The organism is Promicromonospora sp. NPDC060271 (assembly GCF_042726755.1).
Classification (GTDB): domain Bacteria; phylum Actinomycetota; class Actinomycetes; order Actinomycetales; family Cellulomonadaceae; genus Promicromonospora.
Genome location: NZ_JBHXBG010000084.1, coordinates 1 through 23,938 on the forward strand (window position 1 = coordinate 1; position 23,938 = coordinate 23,938).

The window sequence follows — 23,938 nt, forward strand, 5'->3', positions numbered from 1 at the left end:
CCGCCCGCCCCACCGCAGCCGGAGCACGCACGCGTCGTCGTCCTCGTTGAGGTCGCCGCCGAGCAGGGACGCGATGAGCTCGTCGTCGGCGGTGCCCGGGGCGCCGGCGGCCGCCCTCGCGAACTCCTCCAGACCCTTGCGCAGGCTGCGGCCACGCCGCTCGACCAGGCCGTCTGTGTAGAGCCACAGCGTGTCACCGGCGCCGAGGTCCACGGTTCCCTGACCGGTCTCCGGCCCGGTGGGGAGCGTGGCGTGCAGCCCGGACCGGTCCGCCGCGATCGACGCGGGGGCCCGGGCCGGGGCGGTGGCGGAGGCGACCGCACCCAGCGGCATCCAGCGGCCCTGCCACAGGAACTCGGGGCCGCGGCCGGGCCGCGTCACGAGGGGTGGGAGGTGCCCCGCGCACGCGAACGCGAGCCGGCCCGTCGTGACGTCGAGCTCGGTGTAGACGAGCGTGGACCCGAAGCCGACGCCGCGCCGCCGGACGAAACGGTCCACGCGGGCGAGCACCGCGGCCGGGCCGACGCCGCTCTCTGCGTAGCTGCGCACGACGGTCCGGAGCTGTCCCATCGCGGTGGCCGACTGCAGCCCGTGCCCGACGATGTCGCCCACCGTCAGCGCGAGGGTGGTGTCGTCGACCCAGAAGGCGTCGTACCAGTCGCCGCCGACCTCGAGCGAGCGTTCCGCGGGCCGGTAGTCCGTGCTGATCCGGGCACCCTCGGGCTGCGGCAGGTGCTCGGTCAGCATGGCGCGCTGCAGCTCGTGCGCGACCGACACGCTCTGCTCGTGCAGCACCGCGCGGTCGAGGGCGACACCGCCCTGCTGTCCGGTGGCGGCCAGCGCGTCGCGGTCCAGCGCGTCGTCTCCCGCGTGCGCCCGCGGGGCGAGGACGAGGACACCGTGCAGGGTGTCCGCGCCGTGCAGCGGGACGGTGACCTGACCGTCGGACGCGATCACCACCCCGGCCCCGACCGCGGTCGGTGCCGCGGACGACACGTCCGCCGCCGGGCCGTCACCCAGCCGTGCCCGCAGGACGAGCGCCCCCGACTCGTCGGCCAGCCAGACCGACGCGGACCCGGCACGGAACTCGTCGACCGCGGCGTGCACGAGCGCCTCGCAGACGCCCCCGACGCCCGCCGCCCGGGCGAGGGCGGTGGTGGTGGCCAGGAGGGTGCGGACGCTCGCGGCGGCCCGCTCCGCCTCCGCGCGAGCCGTCATGAGCTCGCGCTCGAACCGTGAGCGTTCGCGAGCGTCGAACAGGGCGACGTCGATGACGACATCACCGTCGGCACCGTCGGCACGGTGCAGCTCGGCGGAGAGCAGGACCGGACGGTGGCCGCCGCCCGCGCCCAGCTCGACCGCGATCTCCTCGACGCGGCCCTGCATGTGCAGCAGCGGGGAGAGGTGCGTCTCCCAGTAGATCCGGCCACCCACCGACAGCAGCGCGCTCAGCCGGGTGCCCCGCAGGTCCCGTGCGCCGTCGTCGGCGAACCAGCCGCGGAACGTGTCGTTGGCGTCGAGGATCGCGCCCGTGCCGTCGAGCCGGAGCAGCGCCACGGGGGCGGAGTCCCAGGATCTGGCGCGTCCCGGAGGGGTCACGGCGAGAGGTACTCGCGCATGGCGGTGATCAGCGCCTGGGGGGCGCTGAGGTTCGGGCAGTGGCCGACGGCGTCGATGAGGGCTAGCTTGCTGTCGGCGAGCCGGTCGTGCACGTACTCGCCCACCTCGACCGGCGCGATGGCGTCCTCCCGGCACTGGACCACGAGGCTCGGTGTGCTCACGGCCGCCAGGTCCGCGCGGTTGTCGGACAGGAAGGTCGTGCGAGCGAAGCGCTTGGCGATGGCCGGGTCCGTGCGGCAGAAGGAGTTGGTCAGCTCCGCACCGAGCTCGGGGCGGTCCGCGTTGCCCATGATCACCGGAGCGATGAACGCGGACCACCCGAGGTAGTTGGCGTCCATGGTCGCCAGCAGCTCGTCGATCTCCTCGGCCGTGAACCCGCCGCGGTAACCGTCGTCGTCGATGTAGCGCGGGCTGGGGCCGACCAGCACCAGGCGGTCGAACAGCTCCGGCCGTCGCGCGGCCGCGAGCAGCGCGATCGTCGCACTCACCGAGTGGCCGACGAACACGACCGGACCGAGCGCGAGCTCGTCCAGCAGCTCGATGACGTCCTGGGCGTAGCCCTCGAGGGAGGCGTGCCGGTCGGGGTCGTACGCCGTGAGGTCCGAACCGCCGGCGCCGACGTGGTCGAACAGGACCACCCGGTAGTCGTCCTCGAAGGCCGGGGCCACCAGCCGCCACATGGACTGGTCGCAGCCGAAGCCGTGAGCGAGCACCATGGCGGGGGCGCCCTCCGGGCGGCCGGTGATCCTCGTGTCGTGCCGGGTGGAGATGGTCACCGGCCCAGTCTAGGCAGTGCGGAGCACCGGAGAACCGAGAGCACCGCCTACGACCAGCCGTGCGGTCGGCCGGCGTTCACAGGTCCCCGACGATGTTGATGCGGTTGCCCGCCGGATCCGCGAACACGGCGAAGACCATCGCGATCTCCGGGATCTCGGTCCGGCCGGCGACCACCGACCCGCCTTCGGCCTCGACCTGGGCCAGGGTGGCGTCGATGTCCGAGACCCGGATCACGGGACGCGGCTCCTGGAGGTCCGCACTGCGCGGAACCACCTCGCCGTAGATCGCCCCGCTGCGCGGCTCGTTCGCGTACGTCGCCTCCGCCGACCAGCCGAACACGCGTCCGTAGAACGCCCACGTTCCGTCGACGTCGTCGGCGGGGATCTGCAGCCACGTCACGAGATTCTGGTTCATCGCGCAACGCTATCGCCGTGCACGACCCCGATCAACGAAACGCGAGACCGGGCAGGTCGAACGGGGCCCGCTCACGACCGGTTGCGCACGAGCGCACGCGTGACCGCCGTGACCACCGTGCCGCCCACCAGCGTGCCGACCAGGACGAGGATTGCCCCGACCGCCCAGAGCCCCGAGTCGTCGGTGGACTCGGCGTGGAGCGTCCAGGCGGCCGTGAACGGCAGGCTGACCGCGAGCACCGCGAGCCATGCCGGGAGCACCAGGGCACCGACCACCACCAGGGCGACGAGCACCACCACGCACGCGATCACCTGGGGTGCCTCGTAGGGTCCGGTGACGGCGCCGGTGGTGGCGTCGACCTCGTGGGTCGTGTCCCGGCCCAGGGTCCACCACGTGGCGGTCGTCAGCGCGGCGATGACGAACGTGAACAGAGCGACCAGGTAGCTGTTCTGCGGCATGGTCCCCATAGTGCCCTTCCTGGGCGCCGGTCCCCCCGCGGCGCGGCGCCTGCCCACCCGGATCTTCCGCACTTGACGCAATCTTGACCAACCGCCCAGACAGTGGCAAACTCCCCAAATGGTGGCGCTAACATCGCAGTTCGCACCACCGTGGGCGGCCATCGCCCGACCAGCGCCCGAGAGAGACAGTCAACGACGACAGTCGAGCACAAGGGGAACATGATGCCGATCAGCGCTGCGAACCACCGTCCTGCGCCAGCCCGTCCTGTGCCAGCCCGTCCCGGCCCGTTGCGCGCGGCGTACGCGTCCGGGGCCGCCGCGATCCTCCTGCTCGCCGGCGGGTGGGTCCCCGCCGCGTCGGCCCCGGCCGGTCCGGCCGACGAGGCCGCGCCGGCGGAGGCCGGGGCGATGGCCTGGGAGACCCTGATCGACGGGAACTCGTTCGCCAGCCGTGCCGCGCTGGAGTCGGAGTGGAACTACCTGTACCCGTGGGGGTCCGACCACAACGGCACGGCCCGCATGTACGCCAGCTCGACCGACAGCAACCACCTGTACCTGTCGCCCGCCGGGCAGCTCAACATCAAGGCGACCCGGATCACCTGGGACGAGGGGGTCAGCGACAAGGACCCGCACCTGCCCATCAGGTACCACTCGGCCGCGATCCACGCGAAGAACCAGATCCTCGTCAACGACACCTACCCGAGCTACGAGATCCGCGGCGAGTTCCAGGCGCCGTCGGCCCGGGGCACGTGGCCCGCGTTCTGGATCACGGGGGCGAACAGCTGGCCGCCGGAGAGCGACATCCTCGAGTTCAAGGGTGACGCCCGGAACTGGTTCAACACCTACGACGGCGGCTGGGACAACACGATCGTCCCGGTCGGCTCGCCGGGGAGCTGGCACGAGTACCGGATCTGGATGACCAAGATCAACGCGACGGACGTCGAGATCCACTACTACCTCGACGACGTGTGGAAGGCCAGGCACGTCGGGTCGAACTTCGTGGGCAAGCCGATGAACCTGATCATCAACCTGCAGATGGAGGGGTCGTCGGGCACGCCGGGGCCCACCACCGAGACCCACTTCCGGGCCCGCAACGTGTACGTGGGCCGTACCGCCAACTGACCGGTCCGCAGGACCAGCCGATCACCGATCGGTCCGCGACGACGCGTGAGGAACTCCCAGCCATGAGCATTCGACGTACCTCGCGCGGTCTGGCGGCGGCCGCAACGGTCCTCGCCCTCGCGGCCGGCGCGGCCGGTGTCGCGGCGCCGGCCGCCGCCGACGTGCCGACGGTCCCCGACCCGATCGAGTACGGCGCCTATCCGGCCGTGGCCGACCCCGGGGCGTCGTCCGGCAGCTACTTCCGGCCGCACTGGTACGACACCGACGGGCGCCACATCCAGGCGCACGGCGGCCAGATCGTCACGCGCACCGCCGAGGAGCTCGGCGTCGAGGCGAGCGAGACCACCGCCGTCGAGCAGGACGGCGCCACCGTCTACCACTGGTACGGCGAGGACCGGTCCAACGGCTACTACGAGAGCCCCGGCGTCTCGCTGTACACCTCGACCGACACCTACAACTGGACGAACGAAGGCGTGGTGCTGCGCTCGGTCACGTCGCGCGCGGAGCTGGAGAGCGAGTACTTCGACGCGCTCTACGACACGGTGGCCGACGACGGCACGCCGGACGTCGAGCGCATCGACGAGCTGTTCTACCACCTCAACGTCCGGGCCACGACGGAGGCGGGCACCGCGCAGCTCAACGCGATCTTCGAGCGGCCGAAGGTGCTCCACAACGAGCGCACCGGCAAGTGGGTGATGTGGTGGCACTCCGACGGCAGCGTCACGCCCGGCGGCAGCAACTACGCCCGGTCGCTGGCGGCGGTCGCCGTCGCGGACTCGCCGGCCGGCCCGTTCGAGCTCCAGGGCGCCTACCGCCTCTACAACGAGCCGACGTACCGGACCGCGTGCAACATGCCCAGCGCCGTGCCCGGCCAGGCCCGCGACATGACCGTCTTCCAGGACACCGACGGCACCGCCTACGTCGTCTACTCCTCCGAGGAGAACCGCAGCCTCTACATCGCGAAGCTCGACGACGAGTACACCAACGTCGAGAAGACGACCACGACGGACGAGGTGGGCATCCAGTTCTCCGCCGACGGCCGGTACCCGCGCATCTGGGCCGACGGCTCCGAGGGTGCACCCGTCGCCGGTACGGACTACGGCATCGTGCGCCGCTGCGGCGTCCTGGAGGCGCCGGCGGTCTTCGTGCACGACGGCAAGTACTACACGGTCGCCTCGGGCGCGACCGGCTGGGCGCCCAACCCGGAGACGTACTACACCGCCGACTCGATGCTCGGCACGTGGATCCGCGGCGTCGACCCGGACGACAGGTACGAGAACGTCGCCTACAACACGATCCCCGAGGGCGGCGACGGGCTGCTGTCGGTCGGCGACTCGCGCCGGACGAGCTTCGGGTCGCAGTCCACCAACGTGTTCCCGCTCGACGCGGCGTCCGGGAGGTTCGTGTACATGGGCGACCGCTGGAACGCCGGGGCCGCCGACTCCACGTACGTCTGGTTGCCGATCACCATCGGCGAGCGCGGGAGCCTTGAGATGCGCAACCCCGCGGTCGAGGACGCCCGCTGGGCGGACGGGTGGACGGGCCGGTACTGGGACGACAAGGGCGCGGGCCGGTACATCTGGGAGGTCACCGACGACCGGCTCCCGGAGAGCGTCCGCACCAACGACGACCTCTCGGAGGCCCTGCCCGCCACGGTGGAGGTCACGGCGAACGGCGTCGCGACGGACGTCGCCGTCACGTGGAGCCCGGACGTGATCCGGTCGGCGGGTCCGCAGACGATCACGGGTACCCTTGCCGGTGACGACGAGTTCACGGCCGGCCGGACGTTCCGGCGCACGGTCGAGGTGGTCGCGCACGGTGTGCACAACCTCGCGCCGTCGGCGGAGGTCACGGCGTCGGTCCGGCAGGAGCTCGCGGCGAGCACCACGGACGGGCGGCTCGGCAAGGGCTGGGACGACTGGGCGGCCGGGGGCAACCACCCGCGGAACAGCACCCTCGACTACGCGTGGTCCGGGCTGCGTGCGCCGCGGGAGATCGTGGCCCACCTGTACAAGGACGGCACCACCGCGACCTGGCCGTCGCGGATCGCCGTGGAGTACGTCGACACCAACGGCGACTGGCAGCGGACGGACGTCGCGGCCGACGTCGCCCAGGACGCCTCCGGCCCCGCGCCGGTGGTCCGGCTGGACACGTCGTCCGTGCCGCCGACGACCGCGGTCCGGCTGCGGCTGACGACCGAGGCCGCGACGTGGCAGGCGGTCGCGGAGGTGGAGATCCTCGGGCTCGGGCCGACGTCGGCCACCGATCTCGCGACGCTGGCCGTCGACGGCGAGCCGGTGGCCGGCTTCGACCCGGCGGACTGGGACCAGACGGTGGTCACCACCGGCTCCGAGCCGGTCATCTCAGGCACCGCGGCGGATCCCGCCGCGACCGTCACGGTGGACCAGCCCACCGCCGAGCGCCCGTGGGCGCACGTGACGGTGACGACGGCGGAGGACGGTGCGGCGGCCGCCGAACGGGTCTACCTCGTGCGCGTCCTGAACCCCCGCAGCGACGCCCGGCTGACGGGACTTACGGTCGACGGCGCCGCGGTCACCGGGTTCGACCCCGCCACGTCCGACTACCGGGTGGATCCCGGACCGTGGGGTCCCGTGCCCGAGGTGACCGCCGACCCCGTCCAGGACGACGCGACCGTGACAGTTCGCGCCGACCAGTCGGCCGCACGCGTGACCGTCACGGCGCCCGACGGGCGTACGACGCGGACGTACACGGTCACGTTCGCCGCCACGGGGTGCGCCGACGAGGAGCTGGGCGCCCCGTGGCTGTTCGCCACGCTGGCGACCCGCCCGGCGTCCGCCTGCGAGGGGGAGGGGGCGGCATTCCGCATCGCCGACTCCGACGACGGCCTGTGGACGAACAAGGACAACCTCAGCGTCGTCTACCAGCCGGGCCGGCTGCCCGTCGGGGGGTCCGTGCAGACGTACGTGGCGGGTCTGGACCGGGGAGCGAGCGGCGACCCGCGCGCGGGTCTCGTCGTCCGCAACGACCTGTCGGCGGCGGGCAAGGGGAGCGCCGACGGCTACGTCGACCTCGTGACCAGCCCCTCGGGCGCATACCTGCAGTGGGACTCGAACGGCGACGGCTGGCTCGACAGCGAGGGCAGCAAGGTCGCGCTCGCGACGGCGCCCGTCGAGCTCCGGCTCGAGCGGACGGACGAGCGCACGATGACGGGCTACTACCGCACGTCGCCCGAGCGGCCGTGGGCCCAGGTCGGGACAGCGCCGCTGACCGGCGCCGACGAGAGGCTCGACGCCGGCGTCACCGCCACGGCGAACAGCACCCGCGCGACGGCGACGGCGACCTTCCTGCGTACGCGGTTCTGGGACGAGCCGGAGAGCGCCGACGCCGTGGGCGTCGGCACGGTGGCCCGCAGGGCGCCGGTACTGCCGGCGACGGTGGGCGTGACGCTCGCCGGGGGCGGCCGGACGACGTCCGCCGTCGATTGGGAGCCTGTCGCGGAGGCCGCGTACGCCGAGGCCGGGACGTTCACCGTGCGCGGCGCGGTGGTGGGGACCGGGCTCGTCGCGGTCGCCACGGTGACCGTCGCGCCGTGGCCGGTGCGCGGCACCGTCGGGCGGGAGGTCACCTTCACCGCGGGCGGTTTCGCGCCCGGCGAGGCGGTGTCCGTCGAGCTGAGGACGCGCTCGTGGCCATGGAAGAACGTGCCGCTGGGCGAGGTGACGGCGACGGACGGCGGCACGGTCACGCCGCGCTTCGTGGTCCCTCGGGTGCGCCCGGGCGCCCACGACCTCGTGCTGCGTGGTGCGGGCTCGCGCACCGACCTCGTCCTGCGTCTCGTGGTCCGCCTGGAGTGACCTGTACCACGAAGCTCGTTTCACCCACGTCTTGACGCGGCCCCCCGAACGATTAAGTTAGGTCAGGCAAACCTAAGTACCGCCACGTCGCCCGTTCCGGGCGGCGTGGCGGTGCTTCGCCGGTACCTTCCCCATCGCTTCCCATCCCCTTTCGAGGAGCCTTCCGCATGCCCTCACGCCTGCCCGCAGCGACGCAGCCAGCGACCCAGCCGGTGACTCAGCCAGTGACCGTGACGCCCGTCCCGGGCGCGAGCCACGACACGACAGCACTGTTGCGCGGGGCCACCGCGAGCGTCTATGCGGACACGGTCCGCGAGGTCGCGGACGACGTCGCCGCCCGGCTCGGCGCCGTCACGCAGCCGTTCTCCGGCGCCAGCCGCTCCGAGCTGCGCGCCCTGGTGGACGCCGTGGATCTCGACGGCCCGCCGTCCGGCACCCGGGAGGCGCTGCGCGAGGCCGGCGACCTGTACGCGCAGCACGCGATCTGGTTCCACGAGCCCACCTACACGGCGCACCTGAACTGCCCGGTGGCGCTGCCCGCGATCGGCGCGGAGACGATGCTCGCGGCCATCAACACGTCGGTGGACACCTACGACCAGTCCACCGTCGCGACCTTCATGGAGCGCCGCCTGGTCGAGTGGACGGCGGGCCGCATCGGCTTCGCGGTGGGCGCGGAGGACGACGTGACGGTCGCCGACGGCATCTTCACGTCGGGCGGCACCCAGTCCAACTTCCAGGCCCTGTTCCTGGCGCGCGAGAAGTCGCGCCGCGCCGGAACCCGGCTGGAGTCCATGCGCATCCTCGCCACCGCGGTGAGCCACTTCAGCATCGCCAAGTCCGCCCTGCTCCTCGGCCTGCCGGACGACGCAGTGGTCACGGTCGGCACGGACGCCGACGGCCGCATGAGCCCCGACGCCCTGGCCCAGACCCTCGTCGACATCGAGCGCACCGGCGACACGGTGATCGCCGTCGTCGCGACCGCTGGGACCACCGACCGCGGCTGCATCGACCCCCTTACCCCGATCGCCGACCTGTGCGACGCCGTGGGCACCTGGCTGCACGTCGACGCCGCGTACGGCTGCGGGCTGCTGGTCAGCCCGCGCCGCCGCCACCTGCTGGCCGGCATCGAGCGGGCCCGCAGCGTCACCGTCGACTTCCACAAGTCGTTCTTCCAGCCCGTGTCCTCCAGCGCGCTCGTCGTCCGGGAGCGGGCCGACCTCGCGCCCGTCGCCTGGCACGCCGACTACCTCAACCCCGAGGAGAACGCGGAGCCCAACCAGGTCGACAAGTCCCTGCAGACGACCCGCCGGTTCGACGCGCTCAAGCTCTGGGTCACGCTGCGCGCACTCGGCGCGGACGGCGTCGGCGCGATGGTGGACGCCGTCTGCGACCTGGCCGCCGCGGTGCACCAGGACCTCGCGACCGACCACGACTTCCGGGTCGTCGGCACCACCGAGCTGTCCACCGTCCTGTTCCGCTACCAGCCCGATGGCCTCGACGCCGCACGCGCGGACGCCCTGGTACCGCAGGTGCGGCGCGTGCTGTTCGACTCGGGCCGCGCCCTGGTCGCCAAGACCGTCATCGACGGCCGGCCCTGCCTCAAGCTCACCCTGCTCAACCCCGACGCGACGCTCGCCGACATCCGCGGCGTGCTCGAGCTCGTCCGCTCGGCCGCGCACGGCCTGCTCGCGGGGGAGGCGCTGCTGGACGCCGACGAGCCGCCGTGCCGCGACGTGCACCCGCGACTGGCCCGCGCCGCCCTGGATACCGACGGAGAGAAGCGATGACCCGCACCTACGACCTGCTCGGGATCGGGATCGGCCCGTTCGACCTCGGGCTCGCGGCGCTCGCGGAACCCCTCGACGACGTCGAGGCGGTGTTCCTCGACCAGCGCGACGGCTTCTCCTGGCACGCCGGGATGCTCATCGAGGGCACGACGCTGCAGGTGCCGTTCCTGGCCGACCTGGTGACGATGGCGGACCCGACGTCGCCGTACTCGTTCCTGGCGTGGCTCAAGGCGACGGGGCGGCTCTACCAGTTCTACATCCGGGAGTCGTTCTACCCGCTGCGCGCCGAGTACGACCAGTACTGCCGGTGGGTCGCGGAACAGCTCCCGACGCTGCGCTGGGGGCGGCGCGTGACGAGCGTCGTCCGGGTCGCCGACCCGGCGGCTGACGGCGAGCCCGGCGGCTACGTGTTCGAGGCGACCGCCGAGACCGTCGACGGTGTCGAGAGGCACGTCGAGAAATACTGTGCCAAGCACCTCGTGCTCGGCACCGGGACGCAGCCGCGCCTGCCCGCTCACCTCCAGGGCCTCGAGGGCGCAGGCCCCGTCGTGCACACCAGCGACTACCTGCCGCACCGCGATCAGCTGGCGGCGTCCGGCTCCGTGACGGTCGTCGGCAGCGGGCAGTCCGCCGCCGAGGTGTACCGCGACCTGCTGGACGGCTGCGGCACGGGCGCGGGGGAGCACCGCGTGGACTGGGTGACCCGCTCGCCGCGGTTCTTCCCGATGGAGTACACGAAGCTGACGCTCGAGATGACGTCGCCCGAGTACACCGACCACTACGTGTCCCTGCCCCTGGAGCAGCGCGACGTCCTGGCCCGCGAGCAGCGCAACCTCTACAAGGGGATCAGCGGCGACCTGATCGACGACATCTACGACACCCTGTACCGCAAGTCGGCGCTGGGCGCCGAGGTGCCGACCACGCTCCTGTCCGACACCGAGGTGACCGACGCCCGGTTCGACTCAGGCGGCGCGGGCGGTGCGGGCGAGTACGTCCTGACGCTGCGGCACGCCCAGCTCGGGACGACGGCGGAGCACCGGACCAGGGCGCTCGTCGTCGCGACGGGCTACGCCCCGACGGCGCCGGGCTTCCTGGCGCCCGGCCTGGTCAACCTCGACCACCGCGGCCGGTACGCCGTCGCCCGCGACTACACGGTGGACGACGACCGGCGGATCCACGTCGTGGGCGTCGAGGAGCACACCCACGGCGTCACCGCACCGGACCTCGGGTTCGGACCCTGGCGCAACTCCGTGATCCTCGCTAACGTCACGGGCCGCGAGCCGTACGCGACGGAGCGCCGGATCGCGTTCCAGCAGTTCGGCCTGCCGGCCCCGCGGGTCGAGGCCGCCGAGCCCGCCGAGCCCAGGGCCGCGACCAGCCAGCCCGACGACGAGATGGAGGCCGCCCGGTGACCGCCCCGACGACCGTGCACACGTTCACCACGACCACCCGGCTCGGCGAGATCACCATCGAGCCGGTAGACCCGGACCGGGACGCCGAGCTCGTCCAGGGCTGGCTCGCGCACCCCGCCGCCTCGTACTGGCAGATGGCCGAGCTGCGCGTCGACGAGGTGCGCGAGTACCTCGCCGGCGTCCAGGCGGGCCCCCACGAGGCCGCCTGGCTCGGCCGCCTCGACGGCGAGCCCGTCTTCATGACCGAGACGTACGACCCGGCGCACGTCCTGCTCACGGACGTCCACGACGCCCTGCCCGGCGACCTCGGCATGCACCTGCTCGTGGCCCCGCCCGTCAACCCGCGGCACGGCCTGACCGACGCCGTGATGACGGCGGTCATGCGGTTCTGCCTCACCGACGCCTCACCCGACGGCGGCGGCCGCGGCGCCACCCGGGTCGTCGTCGAGCCCGACGTCGGCAACCGGAAGATCGCCGACAAGAACGCCGCCGCTGGCTTCCGCGTCCTGCGCGAGCTGGACCTCGGCCGTGGCGCGCACGCCAAGCGCGCCGCGCTGAGCGTCGCCACCCGTGCCGACTTCGCGGCGTCGGCCCTCGGCGACGGCGTGAACCCGGCCACCCACCTGACCGCCGACCACATGGAGCACGCCCACCGGCACCTCGCGGCCAAGGCGCTCGCCGAGCTCGCGCACGAGCGCCTGTTCCAGCCCGAGCCCGACGACGCCCCCGGCGCCCCGGCGGACGGTTTCCGCCTCGCCCTGGACGGCGTCACCTACCGGTACACCGCACGCCGGTACGCCCTGGAGCACTGGGTGGTCGACCCGGCCTCCGTCCGCCGCACGGCCGCCGCGGGGATGCGCGGCGACGTCGAGCTGCCCGTCGACGCGCTCGAGCTGGTCACCGAGCTGCAGCCCCTGCTGCAGGTACCCGACGCCATGCTCGCGACCTACCTCGAAGAGCTCTCCTCGACCCTGGCCAGCGCGGCCGCGAAGCGGGAGCGCGAGCTCGACGGGCACACCCCTTCGGTGCGCGGCCTGCTCGAGGCGATGCGGACGGCGTCAGGCACCCGGGCCGCCGCCGAGGCGTTCCAGCAGGTCGAGGCGGCCATGTCCGAGGGCCACCCCGGCTTCGTCGCGAACAACGGCCGCATCGGCTTCTCCCTCGGCGACTACCGCGCCTACGCCCCCGAGCGCGGCGCCCGCATGCGCATGCTGTGGCTCGCCGCCCGCCGCGAGCACACCCACCTCGCGCTCGCCGCCGACCGGTCCGAGCAGGACCACTACGGCGCCGAGCTGTCGGACGCCGAGCGCGCGGCCTTCGCCGACCGGCTCGCCGCACGCGGCCTGGACAGCGCCGACTACCTCTACCTGCCCGTGCACCCCTGGCAGTGGGAGCACCGCGTCGCGATCACCTTCGCCGCCGACGTCGCCCGCGGCGACCTCGTACCGCTCGGCCCCGGCTCGGACGAGTACCAGCCGCAGCAGTCGATCCGCACCATGTTCAACCGCACGCGCCCCGAACGGCACTACGTCAAGGTCGCGCTCGCGATCCAGAACATGGGGTTCCTGCGCGGACTGTCGCCCGCCTACATGCGCGCGACGCCGTCGATCAACGACTGGGTCGAGGGCCTCGTCACGAACGACGCGACCCTGCGGACCGCGGGGTTCGGCGTCCTGCGCGAGGTCGCGTCCATCGGCTACACGGGCGACGTCTACCACCGCACGCCCCAGCCCAACGCCCACCGCAAGATGCTCGCCGCCCTCTGGCGCGAGTCGCCCGTACCGCGGCTGGCCGCCGGCGAGCGGCTGGTGACCATGGCGAGCCTCCTGCACCGGGACGCGAGCGGCGCGGCGTTCGCCACCGCCCTGGTCCGCGAGTCCGGCATCGCGCCCGAGCAGTGGCTGCGCGCCTACCTCGACGCCTACCTGTACCCGCTCGTGCACTGCCTGAAGACCTATGAGCTGGCGTTCATGCCCCACGGCGAGAACCTCATCCTCGTGCTGCACGACGGCGTGGTCCGCCGCGCCGTCATGAAGGACATCGGCGAGGAGGTCGTGGTCCTCGGCGACCGGCCGCTGCCCGACCGGATCGAACGCATCCGCGAGGTGGTCGACGACGACGAGAAGGCGCTCGCGATCTTCACCGACGTGTTCGACGGCGTGCTGCGCCACCTTTCCGGGATCCTCGCCGAGGACGGCGTGCTGGGCGAGGACCGGTTCTGGGCGCTCGTCGCGGAGACCATCGACCGGCACGCCGCGGAGCACCCGGACGGGCCTGGGCTCGGGATCGACCTGCGTGCCGCGCGGTTCGCGCACTCGTGCCTCAACCGGCTGCAGCTGCGCAACACCCTCCAGATGGTCGACCTGACCAACCAGTCCCAGTCGCTGATCTACGCGGGCACCCTGGCCAACCCGGCCGGCCGAAGAGCCGACGGATGATCGAGGACGAGCAAGAGATGATCGAGAGATGATGGGGAACGTGCAGTTCGACCTGTTTCGTGACGACCTCGGCATCCCGCACGTGCGGGCCGCCTCCGAGACCGCGCTGGCCTACGGCCAGGGCTGGGTGACCGCACAGGACCGCGGCCTGCAGATCGAGGCCGACCGGATGCGGGCCGAGGAGCGGTACGCCCAGATCGCCGGCGCGGCGGGCGACGCCTGGGACCGGTTCGCGGCCAGGGAGCGCCTGGCCGTGACGGCCCGCGCGATCTACGACGCCCTGGACCGGTCCGAGCAGGAGTGGCTCGCGGCGTACGCCGACGGCGTGAGCGCGGGCCTGCTGGCCGGCGGGCGGGACGTGCCGGAGCTGGCCGGGGTGCCGCACGAGCCCTGGCGGCCGTGGACGCCGATCGGGGTGTTCCTCACCGCGCACGTGCTGTTCAACGGTTTCCCGGGCATCCTGTGGCGCGAGCACGTCGCCAGGCACCTGCGCGTGCCCGGCGTGCCGCTGGAGCAGGTGCTCGGCCTGTTCGCGGCGGACGCCGGACCGAGCTCCGGCTCGAACGCGTGGGCGGTGCACGGCTCGAACACCTCGTCGGGCAGTCCGCTCGTCGCGGGGGACCCGCACCGCACGCTCGAGCTGCCCGGCCCCTACCAGCAGGTCCGGCTCGCCTGCACCGACCCGGCCGCGCCGTACGACGTGCTCGGGTTCGCCTTCCCCGGGGTGCCCGGCATCCCGCACTTCGGGCACACGGGCTCCGTGGCCTGGGGCATCACCAACGCCGCCGCGCACCACGTGGAGGTCGTCGCCGACGGCGCGGACAGCTCCGGCGCCGACGGCTGGCACCTGCACTGGCCGGCGCGCGAGCTCGCCGACGTCGGCGTCGCGTCCTGGCGCGCCCTGCTGCACGCCCGCACCGCCGGTGACGTCGCCGAGGCGTTCAGCGGGTGGGTGGACCCGGTCAACCGGGTCCTCGCGGCGGACAGCACCGGCGAGGTGCTCAGCATGACGGCGGGCAAGGTCCCCGCCGCCGCCGACCGCGCGCTGTCCGCTGCCAAGCCCGCCGACGGGTACGTGGACCTGCCCGCGCCGGTGCGGGTGACCCAGGTCGCCGTCGACGCGAACGAGCGGCCCGTGACCCAGCCGCCTGCCGAGCTGGACGGCCGCCCGGGTCTCGGCCCGCGCGACGTCCGGCCCGGCCGCGAGGCCCACGACCTCGGCTGGTCGTACGCGCCGCACCGCGCGGAGCGGATCCGGCAGCTGCTCGCCGCGGCGACCGTCCCCGAGTCGCCCGCGACGCAGGCGCGGATCCACGGCGACACACGCGACCTGGGCGCGCCGCGCCTCGTCGCGCACCTCGCCGACGACGCGTCCGCCGCCGCCGGCCGCCTGCGCGCCTGGGTGGCGGACGGCGCCCACGTTGACGCCGGCTCGACCGACGCCGCCCTCTACATGCGCTGGCGGGACACCCTGACCCGCCGCCTCGCCCGGCACCCCGTGCTCGCGCCCCTGCACGAGCCGCACGGGCAGGACCCGGCCTTCGCCCCGGTGCTGGGCGCCGTGTTCGACGTGCCGACGGCGGTCGGGGCAGGGCTCGCGAACATCCTTGCCGCCGACTGGCTGCCGATCGACTCCGCGGCCGAGGCGCGCGCGGCGCTGGCCGAGGTGGCGGTTGAGGTGGCCGCCGAGGTGGCCGCCGCCGGGCGGGCCGGCGAGCCCACCTGGGGCGAGCTGCACGTCCCCGCCCCGCTGCACCCGGTGCCGGGTCCTGGCGACCCGGCGGCCGGTGTGACCCCGGCGCCCGTCTCCGGGAACAACGAGACGGTCCGCTGCACCGGCGGGTCGCCGGGTGTGGCACCCACCGCCTACCGCGGCTCGGTCGCGCGCTACGTCTGGGACCTGGCGGACCGCGCCAACAGCCGGTGGGGCGTGCCCTTCGGCGCCGACGGCCGTCCGGGCAGCCCGCACTTCGACGACCAGCACGCGACCTGGGCGGACGCCGCCACCACCCCGGTCGTCACCGACTGGGACCTGCTGCACCCCGCGGACACGACGCTGCGGCTGCTGAACGGCCCGCGCGGGGCGGAGGTGTGGCGCCGCGACTTCGGTGCGGCGGGCCTGATCACCGTGCACATGGTCGACCCGGAGGCCGACGCCGACGTGCTGCACGGCTGGTTCACCCAGCCGCGGGCCGGCTTCTGGGGCATGGGCGACCACACGCGGGACCAGGTGCGGGACACCTACGCGTTCGTCGAGTCCCTGCCGACGCATCACGCCTACCTGGTGCGGTGGGACGGCGAACCCGTCGTGCTCCTCCAGGCGTACCTTCCCGAGCACGACCCGATCGCCACCGCCTACGACGTGCGGCCGGGCGACCTCGGCATGCACTTCTTCCTCGGGAGCCGCGGGCCTCTCGCGCGGCACGGCTCGCCGGAGGACCCGTGGACCGTCCTCGGGCCGGCCCTGCACGGGTTCCTCTTCGCCGGGCCGGGCACCCGCCGGCTGGTCGCCGAGCCCGACGCGAACAACGAGAAGGCCCTTCGCCGGATGGTCGCGATGGGCTTCACCGCGGGCGAGCTGGTGTCGTACGAGTCGCCGCAGGGTCCCAAGGTGGCCCGGATGGCGTACCTGGGGCGCGGGGAGGCGGCCGGGGGCCGGGTGGTCGGCTAACGTCGCGGGATGGCCACTGAACCGACCGCCGCCGGGCGTCCGCGGCGCACCCTGCTTGTCCGCCCGCCGTCGGCCCGCCTGGCCGACGGGGAGCTCACCCACCTGGAGCGCGTGCCCGTCGACGCGGACCTTGCGGCCGAGCAGTGGCAGCGGTACGTGGAGGTGTTCCGCGGGTACGGCTGGGACGTGCGCGTGGTGCCGGCGGCCGAGGCGCACCCGGACGGGGTCTTCGTGGAGGACGCGGTGGTCGTGTTCGACGACCTGGCGGTCCTGACCCGGCCGGGGGCGCTGACCCGGCGCGGCGAGGTGGCTTCGGTGCGGCCGGTGGTCGAGGCGGTGGTGACGGAGCTCGCGCAGATCACGGAGCCGGGCACTCTGGAGGGCGGCGACGTGCTCAAGGTGGGTCGCACCGTGTACGTCGGCCGGACGGCGCGGACGAACGCCGAGGGCGCCGCCCAGCTCCGGGCGCTGCTCGAGCCGCGCGGGTGGCGCGTGGTCGTGGTGCCCGTGACCCGGGCGCTGCACCTGAAGTCCGCGGTGACCGCCCTGCCCGACGGCACGGTCATCGGGTACGCGCCCCTCGTCGAGGACCCGGGCGTGTTCGACGCGTTCGTGCCGGTGCCCGAGGCCGAGGGGAGCGCCGTCGTCGTGCTGGACGAGACCACGGTGCTGATGTCCGCGGCCGCACCCGCCACCACCGAGCTGCTCCGTGGGCGCGGGCTGACGGTGCTGACGACGGCCGTCACCGAGTTCGAGAAGCTCGAGGGATGCGTGACCTGCCTGTCGGTGCGGGTGCGCTGAGGCTGTTCCGAACGCGCGGCCGAACGCCGGCCAGGGCGTGACGCAGGTCACACGCCAACAAGGTGCTTACCCAAACTAACAACTTGCGGCCGGCGGGATAATGGACCCGATGCCTCAAACAGCCGATAGTTCGAATCGATCCGATCCATCGTCCGAGCGCAGCACCTTCGCCTCGATCCGTCGTCTCCACCCCTACGTCCGCACCGCCCTGCCCCGCCTGGCCGGCGGGCTGGCCGCGTCGCTCGGCGCCAGCCTCATGGCGCTCGCCATCCCCGTCGTGCTCCGGTGGGTCACCGACGGCCCGCTCACCGAGGGCGTCCGTGAGCACGACTGGTCGGGCCTGGCCTGGTCCGTCGTCCTCATCGCCGTCCTCGGCGCCGGAGAGGCCGGGCTCATCCTGCTGCGCCGCACCCTGGTGATGTTTCCGGGAACGCGCGTCGAGGCGGCGATGCGGATGGCCCTGTTCACCCACCTGCAGGACCTGCCCATCGCGTTCCACGACCGCTGGCCCGGCGGGCAGCTCCTGAGCCGCATCATGGGCGACCTCGGACTGCTGCGCCGCTGGCTCGTGTTCGGCGTCCTGCAGCTCGTGGTCAGCGTCGTGACCATCATCGTGGGCGTCGCCCTGCTGGTCGCGACGGGCGGCTGGCTCGGCCTGATCTTCCTGTGCGGGTCGATCCCCGTGACCGTCCTCGCCTTCCGGTTCTCCCGCAGGTACCGCAAGATCTCGCGGCTCTCCCAGGACCAGTCCGGTGACCTCGCCACCACCGTCGAGGAATCAGTGCACGGCATCCGCGTGCTCAAGGCGTTCGGTCGCGGGCCGGACGCGCTGGACCAGTTCACCGACCAGGCGGAGGAGCTGCGCGAGACCGAGATCCGCAAGGCCACCACCGACGCGGGCCTGACCACCGCCCTGCGCACCATCCCGGAGGTCACGCAGGCCGTCGCGCTCGTGGTGGGCGCGTACCTGGTGGCCCAGGGCGACATGACGCTCGGCGCGCTGGTCGCGTTCTTCGCGACGGCCCAGGTCATCAACGGGCCCGTCGTCGACCTCGGCATGACCCTGTCGATGACGCTCAACGCGCGGACCGCCGTCGACCGGTTCTTCGAGGTCATGGAGACCGTGAACCCGCTGACCGACCCCGCGGCGCCCGCCGAGCTCCCCGCGGTCACCCCCGGTGTGGCCGGGCCGGCCGGCGGCCACGTCGCCTTCCGCGACGTCACCTTCCGGTACGACGACGCCGTCCGCCCCGTGCTCGACCACGTCGACCTGGAGCTGCCGCCCGGCACCACCACCGCCCTGGTCGGGCTGACCGGGTCCGGCAAGTCGACGCTCGCGATGCTCCCGCCGCGGCTCTTCGACGTGACCGGCGGCGCGGTGGAGATCGACGGCGTCGACGTCCGGGACCTGACCCGCGCCCAGGTGCGCGAGCGGGTCGCCGTCGCCTTCGAGGACCCCACGCTGTTCTCCGCGTCCGTGCGCGAGAACGTGCTGCTCGGCGTCCCCGACACCCTGCCGGCGGACGAGCGCGAGGCGCTCCTGACCCAGGCGCTCGAGGTCGCGCAGGCGCAGTTCGTCGCCGAGCTGCCCGAGGGCGTCGACACGCGCATCGGCGAGGAGGGTCTCTCGCTGTCCGGGGGGCAGCGGCAGCGCCTGGCGCTGGCCCGCGCCATCGCCGCCCGGCCGCGGGTCCTCGTGCTCGACGACCCGCTCTCCGCGCTCGACGTCACCACCGAGGAGGCGGTCACGGCCCGCCTGCGGGACGTGCTCGTCGCGACGACAACGCTCGTCATCGCGCACCGGCCCTCCACGGTCGCCCTCGCCGACCGGGTGGCCGTGCTCCAGGACGGCCGGGTCACCGCCGTCGGGACACACCAGGACCTGCTCGCGCGCGACCCGCACTACCGGTACATCATCTCGAGCCTCGAGGACGACTACCGGGCGAACGATCCGCACTGCCCGGCCCCGGGAAGCACTGACGGGCAGGCCTCCGAACGGCAGCCCTCCGACCGGCAGGCCTCCGACCAGCAGAGCCAGGAGGCGCTGTCATGACCACCACCACCGAGCCGACCACAGCCCGCCGTCGCCCCACCGACGCCGCGGCGGACGACGAGACCCGCCTCGGCAAGGAGGCCTCGCGCAACGTCCGGCGCCGGTCGATGCGCCTGCTGGGCGACCTGCTGCGCCCGCACAGGAAGGCCCTGGCCTGGGCGGCGGTGCTCGTCGTCGCGTCGACGCTCGGCCAGGTCGCCGGGCCGTGGCTCGTGGCCGTCGCCATCGACCAGGCGGTGCCCGCGCTGCAGGACGGGTCGGCCACCCCCCTGGTGCTCAGCGGCGCCGGGTACCTCGCCGCCGCGATCCTCGGCGGGGTCGCCGCCGGCGCGTACGTGCGGGCCGCCGCGCGCATCGCCCAGGCGGTGCTGCTCGACCTGCGCCGCCGCGTGTTCCGCCAGACCCAGCGCCTGTCGCTGGAGTTCCACGAGTCGTACACGTCGGGCCGGATCATCTCCCGGCAGACCTCCGACCTCGAGGCGCTGCGCGAGCTGCTCGACGGCGGTCTGACCGGCGTCGTCTCCTCCGTGCTGCTCATGCTGTTCACTTTCGTCAGCCTGCTGCTCATCGACTGGCGGTCCGGGCTGGTGCTCGCCGTCGCGTTCGTCCCGGCATGGCTGCTCACCCGCTGGTTCCAGCGCATGTCGCAGCGGTTCTACCGCGAGCAGCGGACGGCGTCGGCCCGGCTCATCGTGAAGTTCGTCGAGACGATGACGGGCATGCGCGCCGTCCAGGCGTTCCGCCGTGAGAACACCACCGAGGCCGAGTACCGCAAGTTCGGCGAGGACTACCGCGACGCGAACCTGCAGATCTTCGGCGTCAACGGCCGCTTCCAGCCGGGGCTCGTCCTGATCGGCAACCTGACGGTGGTGGCGGCGCTCGCGGTCGGCGGCTGGCGGGTCCTGGACGGCACGCTGGCCGTGGGTGTGCTGGCGGCCGTGCTGCTCTACTGCAAGCGGTACTTCCAGCCGGTGCAGCAGCTCGGCATGTTCTACAACTCGTTCCAGTCGGCGACGGCGGCGCTCGAGAAGGTCTCCGGCCTGCTCGCCGAGGAGCCCACCGTCACGGAGCCGGCGCACCCGACGCCGCTGCCGCTGGCGGACGGCGGGCGGGCTCGCGGCGAGCTGCGGCTGGACCACGTGCGGTTCCGGTACGGGGACGGCCCGGTGGTGCTGCCCGACCTGGACCTCACGATCCCCGCCGGGCAGACCGTCGCGGTGGTCGGGACCACGGGCGCCGGCAAGTCGACGGTGGCGAAGCTGGTGACCAGGTTCTACGACGCGTCCGACGGTGCGGTGCGGTTGGACGGTGTGGACGTGCGGGACCTGGCCTCGGCCGACCTGCGCAAGGCCGTCGTCATGGTCACCCAGGAGGCGTACCTGTTCAGCGGGTCGGTGCGGGAGAACATCGCGCTCGGCCGGCCGGACGCCACCCGGGAGGAGATCGAGGCCGCGGCCCGGGCGGTGGGCGCGCACGAGTTCGTGCTCGCCATGCCCGACGGGTACGACACCGACGTGAACAAGCGCGGCGGGCGGGTCTCGGCCGGGCAGCGGCAGCTCCTGTCGTTCGCCAGGGCGTTCCTCGCCGACCCGGCGGTGCTCGTGCTCGACGAGGCGACGTCGTCGCTCGACCTGCCCGGTGAACGGCTCGTGCAGCGGGGCCTGCAGACGCTGCTCGCGGATCGGACGGCCATCATCATCGCGCACCGGCTGTCGACGGTGGCGATCGCCGACCGGGTGCTGGTGATGGAGCACGGGCGGATCGTCGAGGACGGCACGCCCGCCGAGCTCGTCGCGGGCGACGGCCGGTACGCCCGGCTGCACGAGGCGTGGCGGGACTCGCTGGTCTGACGGGGCCGGCCGTGGCGGCCGCGTCGGCCCGCACCTTCGAGGTCTAGGTTTCTCCGCTCTGAGACGTTTCACGGCGAAGCAACCTAGACCTCGAAGGGGGTCACCGCGTGGCCAGGCCGCGGACGATCGCCGCGAGCGCGCGGTCCAGCTCCACGTCGGTCACGCCGCCGAACCCGACCACCAACCCTGTCAGGCGGGAGCTGCGGCAGTAGTCGGCCAGGAGCGGGACGTCGAAGCCGGCGGCGCGTCCCGCCGAGCGCGCCCTCTCTGCCGACGCCGGGTCGGTGAGCCAGGTCGAGTACATCCCCGCAAGCGGGCCGGCGAGCTCGGCGTGCGGCGCCAGGGCAGCCGCGACGCGTGGCGCCCGCTCCGCGTAGACCCGGCGGGCGGTGCGCACGACCTTGTCGGCCCAGCCGTCGCGCAGCAGGGTGAGCATGGCGCGCTGCGTCGGCCAGGGCGGGGTGTCGTGGGTGAGCGTGCGACGCCGGACCAGGCGTTCGTGGATCTCGGGCGGTGCGACGAGCCAGCCGAGCCGCAGGCTCGGGCTCACCGACTTCGAGGCGGTGCCCAGGTAGGCGACCCGCGACCGGTCGAGGGCCGCGAGAGCCGGCACCGGGGCGACGTCGTACCGGAACTCCGAGTCGTAGTCGTCCTCGACCACCACCGCGTCCGCCTCCCTGGCCGCCGCCAGCAGCGCGAGGCGGTCCGCGGCCGGCATGACCCGGCCCAGCGGGTGCTGGTGTGCGGGCGTGACGTAGGCCGCGGCGCAGCCGGCCAGGTCCGTGACCGGTTCGAGGCCGGGGTGGTCCACGACGCCGCGCCCGGCCGCCCGAACCGTCTCGACGGCCGCGCGGTAGCCGGGGTCCTCGACGAGGACGTCCCCCGGCGGCAGGGCCCCCAAGAGCTGCCGAAGGCCGTCCGTCGAGCCGGTGGTGACCAGGACCTCGTCAGGCTGCACCGGCACGCCGCGGGTGCGGGCGAGCCGCTCGGCGAGCGCTTCGCGGAGCTCGGGCAGACCGCGTGGATCGGGATAGCCCCGCGGCGGGACCGCGACGGAGACCTCGCGCCAGGCCCGCCGCCAGCCCGCGAGGTGACGGGGGTCGATCCAGGGCGTCCCGGCGTCGAGGCGGATGAGCTGTGGCTCGCGGGTGGCCGGCTGGGACCGGGTTCGGGGGTGGGCCGGGGGAGCGGAGGCGTGTGCTGGTGTCCGTGCCGATGTGTGCGCGCGTGCGTGGGCCGTGCGCGCGGCCGGCGGAAGCGGTCCGCCGGACGCCACGAACGTGCCCGACCCACGGCGCGTCTCCACCCACGCCTCGGCCAGGAGCTGGTCGTACGCCTGCTCGACGACGGCGCGTGCCACACCGAGGTCGGCCGCCAGGGCGCGGCTGGAGGGCAGCCGGTCGCCCGCGGTGAGCGTGCCGCCGGTCACGAGCTCGCGGACGGCGCCGGCGAGCTGCGCCGGAAGTGGCTCGGGGCGGGCACGGTCGAGACGGACGGGGAGCATGAGGTCTTCTCCGGCTGGGGCTGGGGCTGGGGCTGGGGCTGGGGCTGGGGCTGGGGGCTGCGGCTGAGGCACGGCCGGGCACGAACAAGTGGCTTGTTTGAATCGCGGCGAACTGGCCCGTGTCCACCAGCCACTTCCGGGACAGGCTAGCGGCATGACGACGCAGCAGCTCTCCCCGACCCCACGCACCACTCCGACCCGTGGCCGCAACCGCCAGGTCGAGGACCGGCGTCAGCTCATGGCGCTGCTCTCGGACGCTCTCGTGGCGCACCTGGGAGTCGTCGCCGGAGGGCATCCGGTGGTGCTGCCGACGGCCTTCGCCGTAGATGTCTCCGGTCCGGACGACGGTGGTTCGCTCTACCTGCACGGGTCGGTCGCCGCCGGCTGGCTCGCCCCGGCCCTGGAACAGGACATCTGCGTGACCGTGACGGAGCTGGACGGCCTGGTTCTGGCGCGGACCGGCTTCCACCACTCGATGAACTACCGGTCGGCGGTGGTGATCGGACGACCACGCCGGGTGACCGACCTGGAGGAGCGGCGCCGGGCGCTCGACCTCATCGTCGACCACATGATGCCTGGTCGGGCCGCGACCCTTCCGCCCGCGACGCGCAAGGAGCTCGCGGCGACGGCGGTCATCGCGCTGCCGCTGGCCGAGGCGTCGATGAAGCAGCGCGCGGGTGGCGCCTCGGCCGAGCCGGGGGACCTGGACCTCACGGGCTGGGCCGGGGTCGTTCCCGTGCGCCGCGTCGCGTCGGCGCCCGTGACCGAGGACTACGTGTCCGACCCGGTGCCGGAATTGGTCCTGCGTCGCGCGGCGGAGATCGGGAAGGTGTGAGCTGCCCCGTCGGAGTCGGTGCATGACCGTGACGCGCGACGGGGTCCGAGGCCTTACCCTCGGGCGCTGGCGGGCGGCTTAACTGAAGGCCTGTCTTACGGCTTGGCGGGCGGTTTGTCTGACGGCTTGTCTGAAAGCCTGTCTGACGGCTTGTCTGACGGCTTGTCTGACGGCTTGTCGGGCGGCTTGTCTGACGGCCTCTCGGGCGGTAGGTCTGACGGTTTGTTTAGGGCCCGCTTGTATGACGGTCTGTCTGGCGGCCCGTCTGCCTGGCCGCCTGGTTACCCGTTTGGCTGACCGCCTGCCGGCCGGCCTGCCTGCCTGCCCGCGTGCCCGCCTGGCTACCCGTCTGGCTACCCG

Annotated in this window: 15 protein-coding genes; 10 read left to right on the forward strand and 5 right to left on the reverse strand. The window is 73.5% G+C overall.

The features are described 5' to 3' along the window. The 4 genes from ACFWE2_RS14375 to ACFWE2_RS14390 all read right to left on the reverse strand — a co-directional run. The coding region (locus ACFWE2_RS14375; protein WP_377224913.1) for a SpoIIE family protein phosphatase at window positions 1-1,599 on the reverse strand (1,599 nt) is incomplete at its 3' end. Then, window positions 1,596-2,336 (reverse strand): alpha/beta fold hydrolase, encoded by a 741-nt coding sequence (locus ACFWE2_RS14380; protein WP_377224927.1) that lies wholly within the window; start codon window positions 2,334-2,336, stop codon window positions 1,596-1,598. The genes ACFWE2_RS14380 and ACFWE2_RS14375, both read right to left, overlap by 4 nt. Before the next feature lie 136 nt (window positions 2,337-2,472). After that, window positions 2,473-2,811, reverse strand: coding sequence for a VOC family protein (locus ACFWE2_RS14385; protein WP_377224914.1), 339 nt, complete (start codon window positions 2,809-2,811; stop codon window positions 2,473-2,475). Window positions 2,812-2,882: 71 nt separating this feature from the next. Next, the gene (locus tag ACFWE2_RS14390) at window positions 2,883-3,269 is read right to left on the reverse strand and encodes a hypothetical protein (RefSeq protein WP_377224915.1); all 387 of its coding nucleotides are present in this window, start codon (window positions 3,267-3,269) and stop codon (window positions 2,883-2,885) included. 267 nt (window positions 3,270-3,536) lie between these two features. Here ACFWE2_RS14390 and ACFWE2_RS14395 point away from each other — a divergent pair, with 267 nt between their 5' ends. The 9 genes from ACFWE2_RS14395 (at window position 3,537) to ACFWE2_RS14435 (ending at window position 21,239) form a co-directional block, all read left to right on the forward strand. Next, window positions 3,537-4,391 (forward strand): hypothetical protein, encoded by an 855-nt coding sequence (locus ACFWE2_RS14395; RefSeq protein ID WP_377224916.1) that lies wholly within the window; start codon window positions 3,537-3,539, stop codon window positions 4,389-4,391. Window positions 4,392-4,453: 62 nt separating this feature from the next. After that, window positions 4,454-8,227, forward strand: a complete 3,774-nt coding sequence (locus tag ACFWE2_RS14400) for an Ig-like domain-containing protein (RefSeq protein WP_377224917.1) — start codon at window positions 4,454-4,456, stop codon at window positions 8,225-8,227. Window positions 8,228-8,394: 167 nt separating this feature from the next. Continuing rightward, window positions 8,395-10,014, forward strand: a complete 1,620-nt coding sequence (locus tag ACFWE2_RS14405; protein ID WP_377224918.1) for a pyridoxal phosphate-dependent decarboxylase family protein — start codon at window positions 8,395-8,397, stop codon at window positions 10,012-10,014. Further along, window positions 10,011-11,426: a lysine N(6)-hydroxylase/L-ornithine N(5)-oxygenase family protein gene (locus ACFWE2_RS14410; protein WP_377224919.1), complete on the forward strand. Its 1,416-nt coding sequence runs from the start codon at window positions 10,011-10,013 to the stop codon at window positions 11,424-11,426. The genes ACFWE2_RS14405 and ACFWE2_RS14410 overlap by 4 nt, the downstream gene beginning before the upstream one ends. Continuing rightward, window positions 11,423-13,864, forward strand: coding sequence for a GNAT family N-acetyltransferase (locus ACFWE2_RS14415; RefSeq protein WP_377224920.1), 2,442 nt, complete (start codon window positions 11,423-11,425; stop codon window positions 13,862-13,864). Before ACFWE2_RS14410 ends, ACFWE2_RS14415 begins: the two co-directional genes overlap by 4 nt. A 28-nt stretch (window positions 13,865-13,892) precedes the next feature. Beyond that, on the forward strand, window positions 13,893-16,535 hold the full coding sequence (locus tag ACFWE2_RS14420) for a GNAT family N-acetyltransferase (protein WP_377224921.1): 2,643 nt from the start codon (window positions 13,893-13,895) through the stop codon (window positions 16,533-16,535). A gap of 9 nt (window positions 16,536-16,544) precedes the next feature. Then, a complete protein-coding gene (gene ddaH, locus ACFWE2_RS14425) occupies window positions 16,545-17,336 on the forward strand; it encodes a dimethylargininase (protein WP_377224922.1) in 792 nt (263 codons plus the stop codon). A gap of 109 nt (window positions 17,337-17,445) precedes the next feature. Beyond that, the gene (locus ACFWE2_RS14430) at window positions 17,446-19,389 is read left to right on the forward strand and encodes an ABC transporter ATP-binding protein (RefSeq protein ID WP_377224923.1); all 1,944 of its coding nucleotides are present in this window, start codon (window positions 17,446-17,448) and stop codon (window positions 19,387-19,389) included. Continuing rightward, window positions 19,386-21,239, forward strand: coding sequence for an ABC transporter ATP-binding protein (locus ACFWE2_RS14435; protein WP_377224924.1), 1,854 nt, complete (start codon window positions 19,386-19,388; stop codon window positions 21,237-21,239). Before ACFWE2_RS14430 ends, ACFWE2_RS14435 begins: the two co-directional genes overlap by 4 nt. A 100-nt stretch (window positions 21,240-21,339) precedes the next feature. Here ACFWE2_RS14435 and ACFWE2_RS14440 read toward each other — a convergent pair whose 3' ends face one another. Continuing rightward, a complete protein-coding gene (locus ACFWE2_RS14440) occupies window positions 21,340-22,743 on the reverse strand; it encodes a PLP-dependent aminotransferase family protein (RefSeq protein ID WP_377224925.1) in 1,404 nt (467 codons plus the stop codon). Window positions 22,744-22,897: 154 nt separating this feature from the next. Between ACFWE2_RS14440 and ACFWE2_RS14445 the strand changes: the two genes are divergently transcribed. Continuing rightward, complete coding sequence (locus ACFWE2_RS14445; protein WP_377224926.1) at window positions 22,898-23,578, forward strand: pyridoxamine 5'-phosphate oxidase family protein; 681 nt, start codon at window positions 22,898-22,900, stop codon at window positions 23,576-23,578. Window positions 23,579-23,938 lie beyond the last annotated feature (360 nt).